This window comes from Lysinibacillus sp. FW301-JW8, from assembly GCF_058788755.1.
On record NZ_JBYTBB010000021.1, the window covers coordinates 20,537 to 42,618 of the forward strand.

Sequence of the window (22,082 nt, forward strand, 5' to 3'; positions counted from 1 at the left end):
TAGTAGCGATTTTGTGCACCTACTTGCTCAGTAATTTCGTCTTGATTTCGATGCTTTCGACACTAACACATTTGCTGAATGAAGATGCAGCAACAGTTTATTGCTGTGATTGATTATCGCTAAATAAACGATCTACACCTTGTGTTACTGTCAGCTGTCCATTTAAAATTTGGTGTTCTAACAGTTGTACTTGCGCCTTACGCTCTGAATTACCGTAAAACGCATCAATTAAATGGTCAGTAATCATTGATTGGAACCAATCCTTGGTTTGATTTTGACGTCTAATTGACCAGTAATTATTTGTTTCAACCGTTTGTCTAAATTCTCCGATTGTATTCCATACTTTGTCGAGGCCGCGTTTTTCCCATGAGCTAACTGGCATAGCAGTAGACATCCATCCTGGAGTAGCTGGCTGTAAGAAATGCAAAATTTGCTTATACTCAGATACAGTTTTTTTGGCTAAACGTACGTTATCTCCATCAGCCTTATGCACAACGATGGCATCTGCTAACTCCATAATACCCTTTTTCATGCCTTGTAGCTCGTCACCGGCTCCTGTTAATACTAGCAACAAGAAGAAATCAACCATACCTCGGACATATGTTTCGCTTTGTCCAACACCGACAGTTTCAATTAAAATAACATCATAGCCAGCAGCTTCACAAACTAGCATTGTTTCACGAGTTTTTTTATGGACACCCCCTAGGGTACCAGCTGAAGGAGATGGTCGAACAAATGCATTCGATTTCTTCACAAGCTCCTCCATACGTGTTTTATCGCCTAAAATACTTCCCCCTGATAGAGAGGAACTTGGATCAATCGCTAGGACTGCTACTTTTTTCCCCATCTCACAAAGCATCGTTCCGAAAGCTTCAATAAATGAGCTTTTTCCAGCACCAGGAACCCCTGTAATGCCAATACGAACACTGTTTCCTGTATGTGGTAGAAGCTCCTGTAAAAGCTCTTGAGCCTGCGCTTTATGCACAGCATTTGAGCTTTCAATGAGTGTTATCGCCCTCGATAATTGAGTACGGGAACCTGCCATTACCTCACGAGCAAGCCCCTGTATATCAATTTTATCAGCTTTTTTCTTTCGGAATTTTTTTGGTACACCATACTGCATACCATCGTGAGATGCTGCTACTCCATCCATGACAAATAGTGCACTATCCTGCATCTCTTTGTTTTTGTCCATTACTTAGACACTTCCTCATAACCTAAGCGTTTGTAGATTTCTTCAATAATTTTAATGGCAGATACAGGAATTACTGTACCTGGACCAAAGATTGCTACAGCACCAGCTTCATAAAGGAATTCATAATCCTGTGCTGGAATAACACCGCCAACAATAATGATAATATCTTCACGACCTAGCTTTGTTAGCTCAGATACCAGTGCAGGAACTAATGTTTTGTGACCTGCTGCTAAAGAGGACACACCGATACAATGCACATCGTTTTCAACCGCCATTTGCGCTGTTTCTTCTGGTGTCATAAACAGTGGAGAAATATCTACGTCAAAACCTAAGTCAGCATAGCCTGTTGCGATAACTTTGGCACCGCGATCATGACCGTCTTGTCCCATTTTTGCTACTAAAATACGTGGGCGACGACCTTCATTTTCAAGGAATTCGTCTGTCATTCGTTTTACTTCAAGAATCTGCTCTTCATCAGAGAAGTTTGCAGAGTATACACCTGAAATTGAACGGATGATTGCTTTATGTCGGCCAGAGACAACTTCAATTGCATCTGAAATTTCCCCTAAAGACGCACGAGCACGCGCTGCATCTACCGCTACTGCTAATAAGTTTTCTCCGCCTTCTTTTGCAGCTTCTGTTAGTCTAGCAAGATGTTTTTGTACTTCTTCTTCATTACGAGCAGCACGCATTGATTCTAAGCGCTCAATTTGTTTTTGACGCACTAATGTGTTGTCGATGTCAAGAATATCAATAGGCTCTTCTTTTTCTAGACGATATTTATTGACACCAACAATTGTTTCTGATTTAGAGTCAATTTTCGCCTGACGTTTTGCTGCAGCTTCCTCGACCTTCATTTTTGGAAGACCTGTTTCAATCGCTTTCGCCATTCCACCCAGTTCTTCAATTTCTTCAATTAATGCCCACGCAGATTTTGTAATTTCTTCCGTTAATTTCTCCACATAGTATGAACCACCCCATGGATCAATCACTTTCGTCATAGCCGTTTCTTCTTGTAAGAATAACTGTGTATTACGTGCGATACGAGCAGAGAAGTCTGTTGGTAGAGCAATGGCCTCATCCAGCGCGTTTGTATGAAGTGATTGTGTATGACCCATTGAGGATGCATTAGCCTCAATTAATGTACGTGTTACGTTATTAAATGGATCTTGCTCCGTTAAAGACCAGCCAGATGTTTGTGAATGTGTACGAAGTGCTAACGTCTTTGAATTTTTCGGGTTGAACGTAGACATCATTTGCGCCCAGATACGGCGAGCAGCACGCATTTTCGCAACTTCCATGTAATAATTCATGCCAATTGCCCAGAAGAATGATAGGCGCGGTGCAAAGGCATCAATATCGATTCCAGCTTTCAATCCCGTACGGACATATTCAAGACCATCTGCCAATGTATAAGCAAGCTCGATGTCATTAGTTGCACCAGCTTCTTGAATATGGTAACCAGAAATCGAAATAGAGTTAAATTTTGGCATAAATTTTGCTGTATATTCGAAAATATCTGCGATAATTTTCATAGACATTGCTGGTGGGTAAATATAAGTATTACGAACCATGTATTCTTTTAAAATATCATTTTGAATCGTACCAGCAAGTTTGTCAGGTGTAACCCCCTGCTCTTCAGCTGCAACGATATAGAATGCCAAGACTGGTAATACCGCACCATTCATTGTCATTGACACGGACATTTGATCTAAAGGAATTTGGTCAAATAGGATTTTCATATCTTCAACAGAGTCAATGGCAACCCCAGCTTTACCAACATCCCCAGTTACACGTGGATGATCGGAGTCATAACCACGGTGCGTTGCTAAGTCAAATGCAACAGAAAGACCTTTTTGCCCCATCGCCAGATTACGTTTGTAGAATGCATTGGATTCTTCAGCTGTAGAGAAACCAGCGTATTGGCGAACAGTCCAAGGACGTGCTACATACATCGTAGGGTATGGACCACGTGTATTTGGTGCTATACCTGCCACATCATTTAAATGTTTCGAATCTTTAATATCTTCTTTTGTATAAATATCTTTAATCTCAATACCTTCATTCGTCATGAATTTTTCTTCTGACGCCAAAGGTGCTTCAGCTGCTAATACTTTTTCAATTTCAATTGCACTAAAATTTGGCTTGCTCATCGTTGGACCTCCTTCATGCTAGCGAACACTGAATTTAATTTTTCAATGATGTTCTGTCCTGCGAAAATAAAGCCGCATAAGCCATCTGCTAACCAAGCTTCTTCTTCGTCTTTAAATTTTCCTGCAACATCAACAAGTACATTAGCAGGCTTACCGGCTAGAATTGCTGGTACTAATTCTTTTGTATCATCATCATTGCCAGCAATCACCACATAGGTTGCTTCTGTAGCTTTTAACCAAGCTACTGCTTCTTCAGCCGTTGTAATTGGTTCGCTTTTTTCTGGTACTAAACCTACTGTATTTAAGAAACCAGATACAAAATCTGCACGTGGTTTCGAGCTTTTTAATGTACCTAATGCTAAGATTCCTGTTTTCACACTGGCTGCAGTCATTTCTGCTCGTAATTGCTCGAAAGGTATAGCAATTCGCTTAATTTCTGCAAATAGTGGGTTTGTTTCATTTTCAAGCAAATCAGCAGGATTCGCATAAATATTTGTACCAATTAGAGATTGCTTACGTGTTTGTGTGGCTTTAATACGAGCTTGATATGATTTTTCCAATTCTTCTGCTAGCTTACCTGAAGCAGTATAAGCATCAATTCCTCCAGCAGCTTCAATATCTAAGAATAATGCCCAAGCTTCTTTCACAAAATCAGCTGTTAATGACTCAATGAAATATGAACCACCAGCTGGGTCAGTTACTTTTAACACATTTGTTTCTTCTTTTAAAACTAAAGATACATTACGTGCGATACGAACTGATTGATCAGTTGGCTTTGCTAATGCATCATGTGGATGAACAGTAAAGACGTCTGCCCCGCCAATTAGGCCAGAAAGCGCTTCATTTGCTGCACGTAATAGATTTACATAAACATCTAGTTTTGAGAAGCTTCTTAATGACGTTTCTGCAAGAGTTGGAATTTTAATATTTTCTTCTGCACCATAAGCAGATGAGAACGCTTTCCAAAGCACTTTAAAAGCACGAAGCTTAGCAATCTCTGTAAAGAACTGTGTATCAACAGCAAAGGATACAAAAAATTGCTGTGCAAAGGCTTCAAAGCTTTCTTCTTGCTCTGCATATTTAGCCGCAAACGCAAGTGCATAGGCTAATTCTTGTACAGCGTTTGCTCCTTGATTGTGATAAACCGTAGTATCTGCACCGATTGAGCGCACGTTCGGAAAATCAGTTAAAGTGATAGGGTTTTTTGAAACGATGAAACCTTTGGCAGCTTCTCGTTGTTCAATGGCAATGTTGTCGAATACTGCTAGTAATGGGTCATTTGAATTTTCAACCGTAATTTTAAACGAATATTCTGAGAAATAAGCCGCTAATTTTGCTACTATTTCTTCAGTCCATTCAAAATTAACACGGCTATCAATTGTTACTACTTCATTTCCACGTGCTAAACTATCATCAAGCTGAGCAAATAATGCTTCACCTGTGTCAGCATATACTTGCTGTGCCACTTTAAAGACTTGACTATTTTGCAGGGAACGGATTGTGGCAACTTGTTTATCAAGTTCTTCACCAAGTTTTGCTACTAAACTTTCTTGTGTGTAAAGAGGTTCTAATGTAACACCTTCACTTGTTTTCGTTAAAAGAGACTCGAATGGTTTCCCTTTTAAAGCCTTGATTGCTGCATCTTGCCATTCTGAATAGGATGGCTTTTCAAATTCAATATTTTTCATGTTGTTTGACATGCGGACGCTTAATCAGCTTCCCCCCTTAGTAGTTTCTATTTGTTATTCTACATGACAAATTGCGACTCGAAAAGCAAAAAAAAATCGGAAACCGTTATACAACAGGTTTCCGAGAAGTCATCAGTAGACTGACGTCGAAGATTTATTTGTATTTTCGAGTATTTCTTTCACTCTATTTAGGAATTTACCGCAAACAAGTCCGTCTAATACACGGTGATCTAATGACAAACATAAATTCACAATATCCCGTGCAGCAAACATTCCACCCGGTAAAATAACTGGTTTTTTTACAATACTTTCCACCTGTAAAATTGCTGCTTGTGGATAATTAATGATGCCCATTGACTGTACAGAGCCAAATGCGCCCGTATTATTAACCGTAAAAGTTCCGCCTTTAATATCATCCATTGACAATTTTCCAGCTCTTACTTTGACAGCGAGCTCATTAATTTCCCTTGCAATCCCTTTGATCGATTTTTCATCAGCGTGTTTTATAACAGGAACAAATAAGGCATCATCTGTTGCGACGGCAATGGAAATATTGATGTCATGCTTCTGAATAATTTTATCCTCTGCCCACATAGAATTCATCATTGGAAACTCTTTTAATGCTTGTGCAACAGCTTTCACAAAGAAGGCAAAATACGTAATGTTAAAGCCTTCTTTGTGTTTAAACTCTGTCTTTATACTGTCTCGATAAGTGACTAAATCAGTTACATCCACCTCCATCATCATCCATGCATGCGGCACTTCATGAACACTTCTTACCATATTATTAGCAATAGCACGACGCACTTTCGTTACAGGTATTTCAATATCCCCTGCTTGCAAAGGCTGTACAGGTGCGGCTGGCTTCATATCGTTCTGTGGTGTTACATTTGCTACAGCTGGTGCTGATTGCTGTACAGAAGTATCAGTAGCAGGTGTTTCAGGCTGTGTAGTTGGCACAGCTCCTGCCTCAATCAAAGTCAGAAGATCTTTTCTTGTAATACGCCCTCCTTCGCCTGTTCCTGTGACTTGATCGAGTGCAATATCATGCTCCTGTGCAAGTCGAAGAACTGCTGGTGAATAGCGAACTTTATCCTGCCTTACTGGCTTAGGTGGTGCTACTGTAGCTGTTGTAGCTTGTTGTGTTTCTTGTTTTCTTTGTACACCGGCATTTAAAATCGCCGTACTAACTGCTGATTTCTTTGCTGGAGGTGGAGGCGGTAACTCGCTGTCACCGGCGATTTCAATAGAGCAGACTATTGCACCAACTGGTAACGTTTGACCTTCCTCTGCAAGCAACTCTGTAATAATACCTTCAAATGATGAAGGGATTTCTGCATTTACTTTATCTGTGACAACTTCTGCTAGTGGATCATATTTTTTTACTGTATCACCAGGCTTTACAAGCCATTTTTCAATTGTTCCTTCAGTTACACTTTCACCGAGCTGTGGCATTGTGATATTTTGAATCGCCATCATCTATTCCTCCCATCCATTTAAGCAAAGCTGTATTTATCTGTGATACACCATTTAAGAATGAACAGCCACTAGGATACTGCTAGAGAACAGTTCTCATAATGGACTATTCGATTGAGGTTTCTCCTTTTACAATAAGCATTTGCAGCACTCATTGATCAAAGATTTTCACTAAATACTTTTCAATTTTGTGAAGAAGTCCCTTCTATTTAGAAGGCAGCTAGTTCACGCATCGCCCGCTCTACTTTATCAGGATTTATCATAAAATACTTTTCCATTGTTGGGGCATAGGGCATTGCCGGAACATCTGGTCCTGCAAGGCGTTGAATCGGTGCATCAAGATCAAATAAACAATGCTCAGCTATGATAGCTGCCACCTCGCTCATGATACTACCTTCTTTATTATCCTCTGTTACCAGTAATACTTTTCCTGTTTTACTTGCTGCCTCAATAATTGCTTCCTTATCTAGTGGATAGACAGTACGAAGATCTAGAATATGTGCCGAAATACCGTCTGCTGCTAGTCGCTCTGCAGCTTGTAATGCAAAATGTACAGCTAAACCATACGTAATGACTGTAACGTCATCTCCCTCACGCTTAACATCCGCTTTACCAATCGGTAATGTGTAATCATCCGTAGGTACTTCCCCTTTAATCAGGCGATACGCACGTTTATGCTCAAAAAACAACACAGGGTCTTCATCACGGATAGCTGCTTTCAATAGACCTTTAGCATCATATGGTGTTGACGGAATAACAATTTTCAATCCTGGCGTTCCTGCGAAAAGTGCCTCTACCGATTGTGAATGATAGAGTGCTCCATGTATACCTCCGCCAAATGGGGCACGTATTACCATTGGACAAGACCAGTCATTATTTGAACGATAACGGATTTTTGCTGCCTCAGAAACGATTTGGTTCACAGCAGGCATAATGAAATCAGCGAATTGCATTTCGGCAATTGGACGCATACCGTACATCGCCGCTCCAATACCAACTCCGGCTATAGCACTTTCTGCAAGGGGTGTATCAAGTACACGATATTCACCAAATTGATCGTACAAACCAGTAGTTGCTTTAAATACACCGCCCTTACGACCAACATCCTCTCCTAAAATGAAAACACGCTCATCACGTTCCATTTCTTCTTTCATCGCTAATGTAATCGCATCAATATAAGACATCACTGCCATTACACGTCACCTCCGTCCACTGGTGCATAAACATATTTCATGGCATGCTCTGGTTGTGCATATGGAGCCGCTTCTGCATAATCCGTAGCCTCATTTACTTCAGACATGATGCGTTCCTCGATTTCTGAACGCTGCTTCTCTGACATTACACCCGTATCCATGAGGTACTTTTCAAATAGTAAAATAGGATCCTTTGCCTTCCCTTCCGCTATATCTTCAGCGGTACGATATTGACGATCATCATCATCGGAAGAGTGAGCTGTTAAACGGTATGTCACTGTTTCTATTAAACTTGGACCACCGCCATTACGCGCACGGTCAGCTGCCTCTTTCACCACTTTATAGACTTGTAATGGACATTTGCCATCAACCGTAACACCTGGCATACCGTAGCCAATGCCACGATCTGATACTTTTGCACAGCCTAACTGACGTTCAACTGGAACAGAAATTGCATATTGATTATTTTCTACCATTATAATAACTGGAAGCTTATGAACACCTGCGAAATTCGCTCCTTCATGGAAATCCCCTTGGTTAGAAGAACCTTCCCCAAGTGTAACGAAAGAAACAAAATCTTCTTTTTGCAGACGTCCCGCAAGCGCAACGCCCACTGCATGTGGAACTTGCGTTGTAACAGGGGATGATCCTGTTAAAATACGATTTTTCTTTTGACCAAAATGACCAGGCATCTGACGACCACCAGAGTTTGGATCTTCCGCTTTGGCAAATGCAGATAACATTAACTCTCTTGGCGTCATACCGAAATGTAGAACAACACCCATATCACGATAATATGGTGCAATATAATCCTTCTCTTTATCGAGTGCAAAGGCCGCTCCCACTTGTGCTGCCTCTTGTCCCTGACAAGAAATAACAAAAGGAATTTTTCCTGAGCGGTTTAATAACCACATACGCTCATCTAATCTTCTTGCCATTAACATCGTTTCGAATATTGCAAGTACATCTTCATTTGATAAACCTAAATCCTCATGCTTGATTTGAACATCTTGCATACGAACACCCCTTTCGTATTGTAAAGAAATAACTAAAGTAAATAATCGTCCTACACTTTAGCTATGAAATGATAAATTTTAAAAGTGAATGGCACGATTATCAACAGCTAATGCTGATTCTACTAGCACCTCATTAAGAGACGGATGTGGGTGAATAGCCTGACTAACTTCCCATGGCGTTGCATCAAGTAATTTAGCAAGTGACGCTTCACCAATTAAATCCGTTACATGCGGCCCTACCATATGAATACCCAAAATATCATTTGTTTCTTCATCTGCTACAATTTTTACAAAGCCGTCTGTCTCCCCATTTACAAGCGCTTTACCAATCGCCTTGAATGGAAACTTTCCTACTTTTAAGGTAAAGCCCTGCTCCTTAGCAGCACTTTCTGTTAAGCCAATGCTTGCAACCTCTGGAAAAGAGTAAACACATTTTGGCACCTTTAGTACATCTAGTGCCTCTGTTTTACCTGTGGCAATATGTTCAATGGCACATAACCCTTCGTGTGAAGCTACATGTGCTAATTGCAGACCGCCAATCACATCCCCTATGGCATACATATGTGATTCCTTTGTTTGATACGAATCATTGACTTTAATAAACCCATTCTCAATTTCAATTTCTGTATTTTCTAAGCCGATATCTCGTGTATTCGCTTCACGCCCTACGCATAGCAATAATTTATCAGCCTCAAATAATTCATCCTGATCATTAACTTTCGCAGAAATGAAAACGTTATCATTTTCAATTTTGAATGTTCCCGTATCTAAACGAGCATTTGTCACAATACGAACACCTCTTTTTTCGAGCTGCTTCGTCACTTCTTTGACAATGTCTGCATCTTCTGCTGGCAAAATCGATGGTCCGTATTCAATGACCGTTACGTATACCCCAAAATCACAAAGCATGGATGCCCATTCGATACCAATAACGCCACCACCAACGATTAGCAAAGACTTTGGTAGTTCTTCCATTTGTAATGCATGGTCTGAGTTCATTACAAATTTTCCATCAATTGATAGTCCAGCCATTTCTCTTGGCTTCGAACCTGTTGCAATTACAACATTCGTTGGCACAAGCATTTCATTCTCCTCGCCATTACTCATTTCAACAGAAATAGTACCTGGCATTGGCGAAAAGATGGAAGGACCTAAAATTCTACCTGTACCCTGATAAACATCTATTTTACCTTTTTTCATCAGTGTATTCACACCCTGGCTCAATTGCTCAACAATCGCTTGTTTTCTAGCCTGCACTTTGTCAAACTGTAGTGTAACTCCTTCTATATCTACACCAAATTCAGCAGCCGTTTTATTGGCCATACGATACACTTCAGCACTTCGAAGTAAGGCCTTGCTCGGGATACAGCCTTTATGCAAGCAAGTACCACCAAGTCGTTCACGTTCAACAATGGCTGTTTTCAAACCTAACTGTGCCGCACGAATTGCTGCAACATAGCCTCCTGTACCCCCGCCTAAAATGACAACATCATAATTTTGAGCCATATTGATTCCCCCTTATGAGAAAAGTGCTAAAGCCGCCTATCCTTTAATCACATTGGATACTATAAAGAAAATCCATTTAATCCCTTTATAGAGCTTTAGCTTAATTCTAGTTAAGCTACTAAATTTCTATTTAAAGTTAGAAGAAGTCGACAATGCGACTTCTCTAATGATTAAGCGATTTTTACCGACCGTGTAAAATGTTTTTTTCATTTTTTAAAAATTGACTACGTGATTTAGATACTCGTGCAATTCGCTCTTCTGCTAAACGATTAGCCGCTACATACGTAGGAATGCCATCACGTTTAGAAATGGCAAAGATTTTTTCAATACTGTCATAAATACCATCAACGCGCTTCATCGCACGCTCGCGGTTATAGCCATATAACTCATCAGCAACGTTGATAACCCCACCTGCATTAATAACATAATCAGGCGCATAAACAATTCCTAGTTCATGTAAAAGATCACCATGGCGAGAATCTTGTAATTGATTATTAGCTGAACCAGCAACAACCTTTGCCTTTAATTGTGGAATCGTCTCATCATTTAAAATTGCTCCTAGTGCACATGGTGAGAAAATATCCACTTCCTGTGAATAGATGTCATCTGGTGCCACAGCAGTTGCGCCAAAATCATGAACAACTCGATCAATTGCTGCTTGATTAATATCTGTCACAACAAGTTTTGCACCCTCATTATGTAAATACTCGCAAAGCTTGTAAGCAACATTTCCTAGCCCTTGTACAGAAATTATACGTCCCTCTAGTGAATCAGATCCAAATGCTTCTTTTGCTGATGCCTTCATACCACGATAAACACCATACGCAGTTACTGGAGATGGATTACCCGATGAACCAAAGGCTGGAGAAATACCAGTTACATAATTTGTTTCTTCATGGATTAAATCCATATCTGTTACTGTTGTACCAACATCCTCCGCTGTAATATAGCGGCCATTAAGACCTTGGATGAAACGTCCTAGAGCTCTGAACATTTCCTCATTTTTATCTTTAAATGGGTCACCGATAATGACCGTTTTTCCACCGCCAAGGTTTAAACCAGCAGCTGCATTTTTATAGGTCATGCCGCGTGCTAAACGCAATGCATCCTCAATCGCATTTTCTTCTGATGCATATGTCCACATACGTGCCCCGCCTAGTGCTGGTCCAAGTGTTGTGTCATGGATTGCGATAATCGCTTTTAACCCTGATGCTTCATCTTGGCAAAATACCAATTGTTCATAATCATACTTTTCCATATACTTGAAGATTTCCATGAAAACTCGCCCCTTTGCTTTGGAAAGTGCATCCCCAAATGCCCATCCAATCAAGTTTTAAATAACAATAAAAATTGTTTAGTAATGGATAATAATGCTCCATTTAATTTTACAATACTGACAATTTCACAATTTCGCAACTATTATTACATATTCTTGATTAAGTAAGAATTTTCTAAACATTCTGTTACAGTTTCTAGCTTATGTTCTACGTGCTCATGGCTTCAGCAGTCACATAGTGAAATAACGTTTCTTGACATTCCATTAACCACAGGTACAATTAAACTTAGGAATAAGGAGGGACATGCATGGCTCGTTTAGCTGCATTTATTGTAATGCTTATTCCAGGTCTTATGGCTGCAGGTGGCATTAAATTCATGCGTGATACATTATTTGGTAAACTTATTGCACCTTTCCCGTTTTTATGGTTACAGTTCGTTGTGGGCGTCATTCTCTTTGTAATAGGATTTGGCTTTTTCGCAGGCTTTTTACTCCACCGCGATCGAAAAAATGGAAAAGTGGCTCCGCGCTTTCAAAAAAAATAAAAATAGCTATCCATCTAAGTCATATTCGACTTACTGGATAGCTATTTTTATTGACGGTACTGTTTCGCGATTACTTTATCAGGATAATCAGTAATCCAACCAATTACCGAAGGATGCGGGTTTGTCAAAAAAGCCTCATTACCATCAATCGCATAAAACCGACATGCTTTATTACTTGCAACACATGCCTCTAGATATCTTGGTTTATAATACCTTTTATGCATATGCATGCTGTCAATTGCTTTATAATCACTGAGCAAATCCCATTTTAATTTTTTGGTTGCAATAAGTGCTGTTTCAAAATCAGATCTATAATGTTTCACAATTTCTAATAGCTCATAGTGAAACGATGAAAAATGACTGCCATCAGGCAAAATAAGTCCATGAAGCATTTGAATAAGTGCATGTTTATTATCAAGAATGGTTGATTTTAATTCAATATTAAGGGGTAGCTGCTGGGAATTTGCCCATGCTAAAACGGCATCGAATGTTGGAATTTTGTACGAAGAAAAAAAACGTCTCCAAGGCTTCCCAAGTTTAAAACTAAGAAGCTCTTCTACTGTACATTCATTCACAAGTTTATTGATGCCAGCTAATCTCGATAACTGTGGATCATGATAGACAACCGGAATTCCTTCATTTGATAATTGGATATCCAATTCAATGCCATCTGCACCCAGCTCCAATGCCTTCTCAAAAGCCCTGAAGCTATTTTCAAGTGCATAAGCTGACGCTCCTCGATGTGCAAACACAGGAATGGACGATGGGCTAGACATTTAACTCTCCAAATTCAAGAATAAATTTACCATTGGTCATTTTACTTAATAGGGATGATTTTTTGCCAATCTGAATATATGTGCCTGGATGCGCTTCTTTTGTCACAGTAATTTCCTCTTTACCCGCATGGCGCATTTCATCCATCATTAGTTTCACCTCACGGTCAATTGTCACCGCCTCGGCCTTCAATTTCGTTAAGATCTGTTTCGTTTCCTCAAATGTAGCTACTTGCTCCTTAGTCATTTGATTAAGAATTGGTAATAAGTTTTTAATTTTTCCCTCTTGTATTGAAATATCTGATTGCAATTGTTTTAAGTGTGTTGCCTTCTCTTGCATAAGAGTATAACTTTCTCTTTTATTGACACTTTCAATAATTAAATCTGTTCGACGTTCTAAACGGTTTCCAGATATAGCCGTGACAATTGTATTTTTAGCCACTGCTCGACCCCCAATAATCTTACCTTTTCGTTCGTCCACAAAGATAGAATGTGCCGTAAGCTGTGATCCTAATGAATAAAAGCCTATATGAATGCTATCAGCTGCGAATAAATTTGCTTCATTAACGTGCTTGACGAAAATATTGCCACCTGCCTCCACTAAAGTAGAACCAAGACCAAAAATGCCACCGCGAATATAGACATCACCTTCGATGGATTTTATAAGCTTGGCACCACTTACACCTTCAGCACCTTCAATAGAAATATCTCCAGTAGCAATAACCGTATAGCCTGAAGTCACTGTTCCTTTTATGCTTAATGAGCCATTAAATTCAAGATTTCCAGTTTCAACACCAACGTCTCCATGAATAGGCAAATGTCTATTAACACCAATCATGCCCTTGACATCATCTAATACACCAGCAATTTTGGAGCGGATAACAATTTTACCATTCTCCTCCACTTCATAGGCTGATTTTTTATCGTATTTAATGGGGAAATCGCGACCTGGTGCAGCAGCAATCGTATTGCCTAGCACATTTTTCCCTGCTTTACCTAAAGTTGCAGGTATTTTTTCGCCAAGCCATGACCCTTCAGAAATTTCAGAGATAAAGTTCATATCGTAATAATCAGCTTTTCCATCCTCGCGAATTACTGGCTTTCTCTCTGGTTTAGGTAAGTATGTAATTTGTGCATCAGTTCCTGCTACAGGCGGCGTTCCTTGAGCAATTAAAAATGCTTTTCCTGGTTCAATTTTCGAAATATCAAAATCCAAAATTCCATTTACAATTCCTTCATCTTCAAGTGTTTCTAGAATTTGATTTGATAATTTTTCTTTATTTTTTTGAATATAATCATGTGTTTCGTAGATAAATATAGAGGCAGACATTTTATCTCGTGCAATTTCAGCTTCCACATTCGGAAGCCAACGTCCGATTTCAACAGGATTTATACTTTCGGTCGATAATACATTTTTTAATATTGAAAAATTAGACAACTTTAGGCGGGGATGACTGCGTAAAATACTATCAAATTCTTTTAAAGGAAAACCAGCACTGAAAGTTATCATATATACTTTTCCATTTTCTTCTGATATTTCGAAGTTATCATTCCGAACTAGAATCAAGCTACCTCCTCCTTCCCTCTATCTGTAAGTATATACAATCTATTTACATTTGTTTAGAGACAATTGTCACTACTCAGAAAGAAAATACCCCTACTTTATCAGTAAGTCATTCTACCGTATTTTATATTTTTTCTATTAGTTTTAGCCGTTATTTACTACTAAAAGGAAATATTTTACTCACTATATGCTATTCACTTATCATAATTGTATAAAACAACCGTAAATAATCATGCTTTTCACTAAATTTTTAATTAATTTATCGTATAGATGCTGTTTTTGTCATAAATTTCACAAAAATGCCTTAGGTCTTCCTAACTAAATAAAAAATACGCCTCATAAACAGTTTAAAGACTGCTTATATAGGCGCTTTGAATATATAATTTTTATAAATAATGGCTACAGGTCATTCTCCTTTTAAAATATGATTGTAGTGTTTAGCTCGCCATCATATCAATACGAATCTTGTCTGCAATCATGGCGATGAATTCACTATTTGTCGGCTTCGATTTTAAGTGATGAACGGTATAGCCAAACATCGTCGAGATCGATTCATAATTACCTCGATTCCACGCTACCTCAATGGCATGGCGAATAGCACGCTCTACTCGTGAAGGAGTTGTATTGAACTTTTTAGCGATTTCTGGGTACAGGATTTTCGTCACAGAACCTAATAACTCGATATCCTCAAACACCATTTGAATAGCTTCTCGTAAATAAGAGTACCCTTTAATATGTGCAGGAACACCAATTTCTTTAATGATGGCTGTGATTGTGCTATCTAATTGATGCTGATTTAATTTTTGTGGCGCTGCAGGTTGTAAAACACTTGTCTTTTTAGGAAGTGTTGCTTTTTGTCCAGCACAATGTAAAATCTTTTGAACCAATTGATCAAATTCAAATGGTTTTAACATGAAATAGGAGGCTCCTAAGTCTACTGCTTGTTTCATGACATCTTCCTGACCAAATGCTGTTAACATAATAACTTGGATAGATGACATTCTTTCATTTTGATACATGGATTCTAAAACCGCTAAACCATCAAGATGAGGCATTATTATATCTAGGAGTAAAATATCTGGTGTAAATTCCTCAAGCATTTGTAAGCAAACTTTTCCATTTGAAGCAGTTGCAATTATTTCTATTTCGGGATGCCCTTGAAAATACTGCTCCATTGTTTTTAATAACTCACGATTATCGTCTGCAATCGCTACCTTTACCTTTGTCATTTCAATTCCTCCTTCTGGACTGTGCTTTGAATCACTTCAAAGCGTAACCTACCCCTTATGCCATTTTTGGCACACTGTGGAATTTTCGACATTTTTGTTTTAAAAACCTTTTCTATTTCCAAAAATGAGTATGTAGTCCGATACTTTCTATTTTTATCGACAAGTTATGATAAATACCTGCAAAATGTCGAATGCTCATCTTCTTTATTTTAGTGAAAAAACTGAGATAAAACTACAGTTTTTTTTTACAATCGCTAATCCCTTCATAAAAGAACAGAATTACTTGATGAATAAAACAATTTTACATGAAAAAATGGAGCCACCCAAAGGCAGCCCCATTTTATGATGACTTTCGTAACATTTCCGATACAGTAATAGCTGCTCCCTTTTTCGGTTCCTCCACAAACATATGTGTAACAGCACCTACAAAACGACCGTTTTGGATGATAGGGCTACCACTCATTCCCTGCAAAATACCACCTGTTTTTTCAATGAGCTTTTCGTCAGATATGATAAATTCAAGGCGCTCATTTTCGATCTTTATAATTTCAATTGAAAAAGTTTCCACCTTACTGCCCTCTATCGCAGTGTAGATTTCAGCTTTTCCTGTTTTTATATCTTTTTCATGCATAATTTCAATTGCTTTTGGCAAACTTTGTGGATAGCTGTCTTCCCAACGACCAAAAATTCCATAAACGGTATTTTTATCGATGCTCCCTAGTCGTTCCTGATGTTTTTCAATGGAGGAAATTTTATAGCCAGGTTGGCCAGGTATACTTTTACGAATTTGTTGAATCGAAGCTAAAAAAATGGAACCAGCTCGAAAAACAGGGGCCTCTTGTAATGTTGAATCGACAATTTGATGGCCTAATGCACCGTAATTTTTTGTCTCTGGATCAATGTACGTCAATGTTCCTACTCCATCTGTTTCATCTTTTAAAAAGGAAATAACATGTGTTGCTTCTTTCTCCTGTAACTCAAGGGTTACTTCTTTTCCTTCACTTTTCATCGTCCATTTCTGCTGCCCTTGCTGAGCAACAGCCTGTTTGGCATCTGCAAGCGTTTTTACAGGTATTTCATTTATTTTTTCAATCACAGCGCCTCCTTTCATCCACTGATTGGAAGCTAATAGCACATCATGTGCTACAAATACATGAGATAGCTGAAGTTGAATTCCAATTGCTTCGCCCATCGGAATTAGCTTTTTTGCGGCAAATACCTGAACTGGCATGAATAATAAAACGATGAGCATAGGCAAAATGACAAATTGACGCCAACGACGATACATACGACACCTCCTTTTCATTTTTGTCTTTTTACTATGTGTTGTTGTGGCATTCTTATAAGCGGTAAATATTTGTGCAAAATGAAAAAACCCAGAAACATCGAAAATGTTTCTGGATAAAAGGTTATTTCATTTGTTTTTTTCGGGCATTCGCCATCTTTAAAAGCTCTGTTGCATGCTGTAAAGTTAAGTCAGTAATTTCTGCACCAGACATCATGCGACTTACTTCTTCAATGCGAGCTTCTGTATCAATTTCAAACAATGATGTAAATGTTCGATCATGCTCCACTTCTTTTTTGATAAAATAATGATGATCTGCCATCGCAGCAACTTGTGGTAAATGTGAAATACATAAAACCTGAGAATTAATAGAGATTGCAGCAATTTTTTCTGCAATTGCCTGTGCAACTCGACCACTTACCCCAGTATCTACCTCATCAAAAATAATAGAGGTGATGCCGTTTGAGGATGAGAAAATAGTCTTTAAAGCCAGCATCATACGTGACAATTCTCCACCAGATGCAATTTTCGGTAATGATTTTGGTGGCTCGCCAACATTCGTGGAAATATAAAAAATAACTTGGTCTTTACCATTAGCATCAAAAAATGATAATTCATCAAAATTAACAATAAATTTTGCTTTTTCCATATGTAATTCACGTAGTTCAGCCATTATGGCCTCACTTAAATCATGTGCAGCATTTTTTCGAATAGCAGATAATTGTACTGCCAGTTCTTGTAGCGCTGATTCCATTTCTAGTACTTTTCGCTCTTTAACCTGTAAAATTTCATCGCGATTTAAGAGCTCATTTAGCTCTGTTTTAATTTTATCGTAATACGCTAAAATCTCTTCTATCGTTGAGCCATATTTACGCTTTAAATTTTGGAATAGGGCTAAACGCTGCTCCACTTCATTTAATCGTGCTGGGTCAAATTCTAATTCATCTAACACATTTTTGACCTGATGAGCAGCATCCTGCAATGCATAGAATGCTGTGGTCACAGCTTCCGAGGCTTCTTTAAACTGATCGTCAACTCTTGCAGCGTCCTCTAAAGCACCCATCGCATTGCCAATCCAGTCAAGACCTTTCGAATCACCTTGAATCGCTTCATAGGCTTCATTAGAACGCTCAAAAATCTTATTGAAATTCATCAAACGGCGACGTTCATCAAGAAGCTCATCTTCTTCACCTAGCCTTAATTTGGCATCCTCAAGCTCTTTCATTTGAAACTGGTATAAATCAATACGCTGCGCCATTAACTGCTCATCAATAGAAATAGATGCCAATTCCCTTTTTAGCGAACGATATTCTTCATACTGAGAACTGTATAATTCCTGAATCGGAGCAAGTTGTTCCTCTGCAAAGTGATCCAGCAAATAAATATGCTGTTTTTCGTCCATTAATTCCTGATTTTCATGTTGGCCATGAATATCGATTAGACTAGCGCCAATATCACGGAGTACAGATATTGGCACCAGTTTTCCGTTTACTCGACAAACACTTTTACCAGTATCATGTAAATCACGGCGTAAAATAATGGTATCTTCTTCAATCTCAATGCCTGCTTCTTCAAGCTTTTTATGAACTGGATGCAAAGAACTAGAGATTTGAAATAAACCGCCTAATTCAGCTTTTCTTGCTCCATGACGAATGAATTCGGAATTTCCTCTACCGCCTGCAAGTAAATGGACGGCATCAATGATAATTGATTTTCCAGCACCTGTTTCTCCTGTTAATACAGTTAAACCATTTGAAAAGCTAACTGTCAAATCCTCAATAATGGCAAAGTTTCGAATACTAAGCTCTCTTAACACAAAAATGTCACCTCTGTATCAAATTCCCCTGCTAAATTATAGCATTTCTAATAAGCGATTTTTTGTATTTTCACGCTCATTTTCATCACGACAAATAATTAAAATTGTATCATCACCAGAAATCGTACCTAATATTTCTGGCCAATCTAAAAGGTCAAGCAGCGATGCAATAGCATTGGCATTACCAGGAAGAGCCTTCATCACTAAAAAGTGCGATGCGCCATCAATGCTGACAAATGCATCAGCAAGTGCACGATGTAATTTTTGCATAGGATTGAAACGTTGGTCAGCGGGCAAGCTATATTTATAGCGCCCATCCTGTAATGGAACTTTAACAAGATGAAGTTCCTTTATATCACGTGATACCGTTGCTTGCGTCACATTATAGCCTGCATCCTTTAAAAAATCGACTAAATCATCTTGTGTTTCAATTTCATGATTGGCAATAATATCTCGAATCCGTATATGTCTTTGTCCTTTATTCATAGTGGCCACCTCTTATAAATAATTATATATATGTATATTCACACTACCATTTTCAGCATAAAAGTACAAGAAAAAACACGGCTCAGCTAGTGAGCACGTGTTATTTTAGGGAGTTATGCGCTTCTTCTACCAGTGTATCAAAAGTTGTATAAGCAGGAATTTGTTCATCCGCTACAGGATTCACTAAATGGAATAAAAATTCAATATTTCCTTCGCCCCCTGTAATGGGAGAAAACGAAGCATCCTTAACAACAAAGCCGACCTCTGTTGCCATTGCAGCTGTCTTTTCCAATACCTCTAAATGAACTTTTTTATCTCGGACGATGCCCTTTTTACCAACCTTATCTTTCCCAGCTTCAAACTGAGGCTTCACGAGCGCCATCACATCGCCTCCTGGCATCAACAGGGTTTTTAAGACAGGAAGAATGAGCGCTAATGAAATAAAGCTAACATCGATGGTTGCAAATTCTGGCAAGCCCTCCGTTAAATCTGCTGCTGTCGTATAACGGAAATTTGTTTTTTCCATCACTGTGACACGTTCGTCAGAGCGAATCTTCCAGGCTAGCTGGTTGGAACCCACATCTAGTGCGTAGCAATGCCTTGCACCATTTTGTAATGCGCAGTCTGTAAAGCCTCCTGTAGAGGAGCCAATATCAAGCATTAGCTTCCCCTCTACAGACATATCAAATATTTGTAATGCCTTTTCAAGTTTTAAGCCACCACGGCTAACATATTTTAAATCAGAGCCTTTTACTTGTAATGGAGCATCAACGGCTATTTTTTCCCCCGCCTTATCAATACGGATTTCATTTGAAAAAACTAGGCCTGCCATTATGGAACGCTTTGCTTTTTCACGGGTTTCACATAGCCCACGTTCTACAAGTAAAATATCTACACGTTCTTTCGGTTGTTTTGTCATTATTTATTCAAACCTACTTGCTGTTTTTGTTGAAGTAACACTTGCATACGTGCCACTGTATCCTCAGTTGTCATGTGAATCTCAGCAAGTAGCTGATCTACATTGCCATGCTCAATAAATTGGTCAGGGATTCCCATACGATCGATTAATGCATTTAAATAACCATGGTCATGGGCAAATTCAAGCACGCCACTGCCAAAGCCACCTTGTAATACCGCTTCTTCAATCGTTAAAATAGGCTTCTTGCTTGATAAAATGCGATGCAGCATATCCTCATCCATCGGTTTAATGAAGCGGGCATTTACCACTTCGATATCAACTCCCTGCTGAGCTAGCAAGTCAGCCGCTTCTATTGCCATTGGAATCGTTGTACCAAATGTTAAAATTGTTGCATCTTTTCCCTCTCGCAACACTTCCCAGCTTCCTATAGGTAAAGTCATAAGCTCGTCATCCAATGGAACACCAATCCCATTTCCTCGAGGATAACGCAGGGCAATTGGACCACCATCATAATCTATGGCAGTTTTCACCATATGCTGTCCTTCATTTTCATCCTTTGGCATCATAATTGTCATATTTGGTATATGGCGAAGGAAGGCGATATCAAATATACCTTGATGTGTTTCACCATCTGCACCAACTAAACCTGCACGGTCAATCCCTATAAAGACATTTAGATTAGGGCGTGCAATATCATGCAGGACTTGATCATAGGCACGTTGTAGGAACGTCGAGTAAATCGCTAAAAATGGTTTCATTTTCTGTGTCGCTAAACCTGCCGCCATTGTTGCTGCATGCTGTTCAGCAATTCCTACATCAAAGAAACGCTTTGGAAAATCCTTCTGAATACCTTGTAGTTTGGAACCAACAGGCATAGCAGGAGTGATAGTAACAATTCGTTTATCCTCATGTGCAATTTTACGAACAGTCTCAGCAATTAAACTACTCCACGCTGGTCCTTTCGACTCTGACTTTACAAAGGCACCGTTTTCAATTTTGTACGGACCTGTCCCATGCCAATTGCCAATAGTATCATCTTCAGCAGGTTTATAGCCTTTTCCTTTTTTCGTAATAACATGAACAAGTACTGGACCTTTTACTTTTTTAGCATAGGATAATGTCATCTCAAGAGCATCGAAATCATGTCCATCGATAGGTCCCAGATATTTAAAGCCTAGCTCCTCAAAGAATACACCTGACACCACTAAATACTTTAAGCTATCCTTTACGCGCTCAGCCGTTGAAGCAAGCTTCCCGCCTAATACAGGGATTTTGTTGATAAGAGATTCAAGCTCTTCTTTCGCCTTTGAATATTCCCTTGCAGTACGTAAACGCCCAAGTACATTGTGTAAAGCGCCGACATTTGGGGCAATGGACATTTCATTATCGTTTAAAATAACAATCATATTTGTTTTAGCATGACCAATATGATTCAATGCCTCGAGTGCCATACCGCCTGTTAAAGCACCATCACCAATAATAGGTACGACGAAATTCTTCTCATTTTTAATATCACGTGCTGCAGCCATACCCATAGCTGCTGACAAAGATGTCGAGCTGTGACCAGTTTCCCACTCATCATGTTCACTCTCCACAAGCTTTGGAAAACCACAAAGCCCTTTGAACTGACGCAGTGTGTCAAATTGACTCGCACGACCTGTCAAAATTTTATGCACGTAAGCTTGGTGGCCAACATCCCATAAAAACTTATCCTTTGGACTGTCAAACATTTTATGAAGCATGATTGTTAGCTCCACAACGCCTAGGTTCGGTCCAATATGACCACCTGTGACAGAACACTTTTCAATTAAGAAGGTACGAATTTCTTGCGCAAGATGCTCAAGGTCCTTCTTGTCTAAGTTTTTTAAAAAGGATGGACTAGTTATTTTATTTAAATCCACCTTTCTCACACACCTTTTCCATAAAATATTCACCGTATTTGTGTTTCCACCATTATAACAG

17 protein-coding genes are annotated in these 22,082 nt (G+C 39.0%); 1 reads left to right on the forward strand and 16 read right to left on the reverse strand.

Annotation, left to right across the window (positions count from 1 at the left end; genetic code table 11):
• Positions 1 to 97 precede the first annotated feature (97 nt).
• The 8 genes from meaB to AC3WOM_RS10760 all read right to left on the reverse strand — a co-directional run bounded on the left by meaB (position 98) and on the right by AC3WOM_RS10760 (position 11,503).
• Complete coding sequence (gene meaB, locus AC3WOM_RS10725; RefSeq protein WP_427539287.1) at positions 98 to 1,195, reverse strand: methylmalonyl Co-A mutase-associated GTPase MeaB; 1,098 nt, start codon at positions 1,193 to 1,195, stop codon at positions 98 to 100.
• Entirely contained in the window at positions 1,195 to 3,348 is a 2,154-nt protein-coding gene (gene scpA, locus AC3WOM_RS10730; RefSeq protein ID WP_492446679.1) for a methylmalonyl-CoA mutase, read from the reverse strand. The genes meaB and scpA overlap by 1 nt, the downstream gene beginning before the upstream one ends.
• The gene (locus AC3WOM_RS10735; RefSeq protein WP_492446680.1) at positions 3,345 to 5,048 is read right to left on the reverse strand and encodes a methylmalonyl-CoA mutase family protein; all 1,704 of its coding nucleotides are present in this window, start codon (positions 5,046 to 5,048) and stop codon (positions 3,345 to 3,347) included. The genes scpA and AC3WOM_RS10735 overlap by 4 nt, the downstream gene beginning before the upstream one ends.
• A 120-nt stretch (positions 5,049 to 5,168) precedes the next feature.
• A complete protein-coding gene (locus tag AC3WOM_RS10740; protein ID WP_427539296.1) occupies positions 5,169 to 6,512 on the reverse strand; it encodes a dihydrolipoamide acetyltransferase family protein in 1,344 nt (447 codons plus the stop codon).
• Positions 6,513 to 6,721: 209 nt separating this feature from the next.
• Entirely contained in the window at positions 6,722 to 7,705 is a 984-nt protein-coding gene (locus tag AC3WOM_RS10745; RefSeq protein ID WP_427539299.1) for an alpha-ketoacid dehydrogenase subunit beta, read from the reverse strand.
• Entirely contained in the window at positions 7,705 to 8,721 is a 1,017-nt protein-coding gene (locus tag AC3WOM_RS10750; RefSeq protein WP_427539302.1) for a thiamine pyrophosphate-dependent dehydrogenase E1 component subunit alpha, read from the reverse strand. Before AC3WOM_RS10750 ends, AC3WOM_RS10745 begins: the two co-directional genes overlap by 1 nt.
• 78 nt (positions 8,722 to 8,799) lie before the next feature.
• Positions 8,800 to 10,227, reverse strand: a complete 1,428-nt coding sequence (gene lpdA / locus AC3WOM_RS10755; protein ID WP_492446683.1) for a dihydrolipoyl dehydrogenase — start codon at positions 10,225 to 10,227, stop codon at positions 8,800 to 8,802.
• A 181-nt stretch (positions 10,228 to 10,408) separates the two neighbouring features.
• Positions 10,409 to 11,503, reverse strand: a complete 1,095-nt coding sequence (locus tag AC3WOM_RS10760; RefSeq protein ID WP_492446684.1) for a Leu/Phe/Val dehydrogenase — start codon at positions 11,501 to 11,503, stop codon at positions 10,409 to 10,411.
• Positions 11,504 to 11,811: 308 nt separating this feature from the next.
• On the opposite strand from AC3WOM_RS10760, the gene AC3WOM_RS10765 reads away from it, so the two are divergent.
• The gene (locus tag AC3WOM_RS10765) at positions 11,812 to 12,048 is read left to right on the forward strand and encodes a DUF2627 domain-containing protein (RefSeq protein ID WP_283868557.1); all 237 of its coding nucleotides are present in this window, start codon (positions 11,812 to 11,814) and stop codon (positions 12,046 to 12,048) included.
• A 47-nt stretch (positions 12,049 to 12,095) separates the two neighbouring features.
• On the opposite strand, the gene AC3WOM_RS10770 is transcribed toward AC3WOM_RS10765, so the two are convergent.
• From AC3WOM_RS10770 to dxs, 8 genes are all read right to left on the reverse strand, one after another.
• Positions 12,096 to 12,824: a glycerophosphodiester phosphodiesterase gene (locus AC3WOM_RS10770; RefSeq protein ID WP_427539312.1), complete on the reverse strand. Its 729-nt coding sequence runs from the start codon at positions 12,822 to 12,824 to the stop codon at positions 12,096 to 12,098.
• Positions 12,817 to 14,388: a flagellar assembly protein A gene (locus AC3WOM_RS10775; RefSeq protein WP_427539315.1), complete on the reverse strand. Its 1,572-nt coding sequence runs from the start codon at positions 14,386 to 14,388 to the stop codon at positions 12,817 to 12,819. The genes AC3WOM_RS10770 and AC3WOM_RS10775 overlap by 8 nt, the downstream gene beginning before the upstream one ends.
• Positions 14,389 to 14,822: 434 nt before the next feature.
• Entirely contained in the window at positions 14,823 to 15,614 is a 792-nt protein-coding gene (gene spo0A, locus AC3WOM_RS10780; RefSeq protein WP_492446687.1) for a sporulation transcription factor Spo0A, read from the reverse strand.
• Positions 15,615 to 15,954: 340 nt separating this feature from the next.
• Positions 15,955 to 16,902: a SpoIVB peptidase S55 domain-containing protein gene (locus AC3WOM_RS10785; protein ID WP_427539320.1), complete on the reverse strand. Its 948-nt coding sequence runs from the start codon at positions 16,900 to 16,902 to the stop codon at positions 15,955 to 15,957.
• 121 nt (positions 16,903 to 17,023) lie between these two features.
• Entirely contained in the window at positions 17,024 to 18,715 is a 1,692-nt protein-coding gene (recN, locus tag AC3WOM_RS10790; RefSeq protein ID WP_427539323.1) for a DNA repair protein RecN, read from the reverse strand.
• 36 nt (positions 18,716 to 18,751) lie between these two features.
• Complete coding sequence (ahrC, locus tag AC3WOM_RS10795) at positions 18,752 to 19,201, reverse strand: transcriptional regulator AhrC/ArgR (RefSeq protein ID WP_427539326.1); 450 nt, start codon at positions 19,199 to 19,201, stop codon at positions 18,752 to 18,754.
• A gap of 100 nt (positions 19,202 to 19,301) precedes the next feature.
• Positions 19,302 to 20,120 (reverse strand): TlyA family RNA methyltransferase, encoded by an 819-nt coding sequence (locus AC3WOM_RS10800; RefSeq protein ID WP_492446690.1) that lies wholly within the window; start codon positions 20,118 to 20,120, stop codon positions 19,302 to 19,304.
• Positions 20,120 to 22,021 (reverse strand): 1-deoxy-D-xylulose-5-phosphate synthase, encoded by a 1,902-nt coding sequence (dxs, locus tag AC3WOM_RS10805; RefSeq protein ID WP_492446691.1) that lies wholly within the window; start codon positions 22,019 to 22,021, stop codon positions 20,120 to 20,122. The genes AC3WOM_RS10800 and dxs overlap by 1 nt, the downstream gene beginning before the upstream one ends.
• Positions 22,022 to 22,082: the final 61 nt, after the last annotated feature.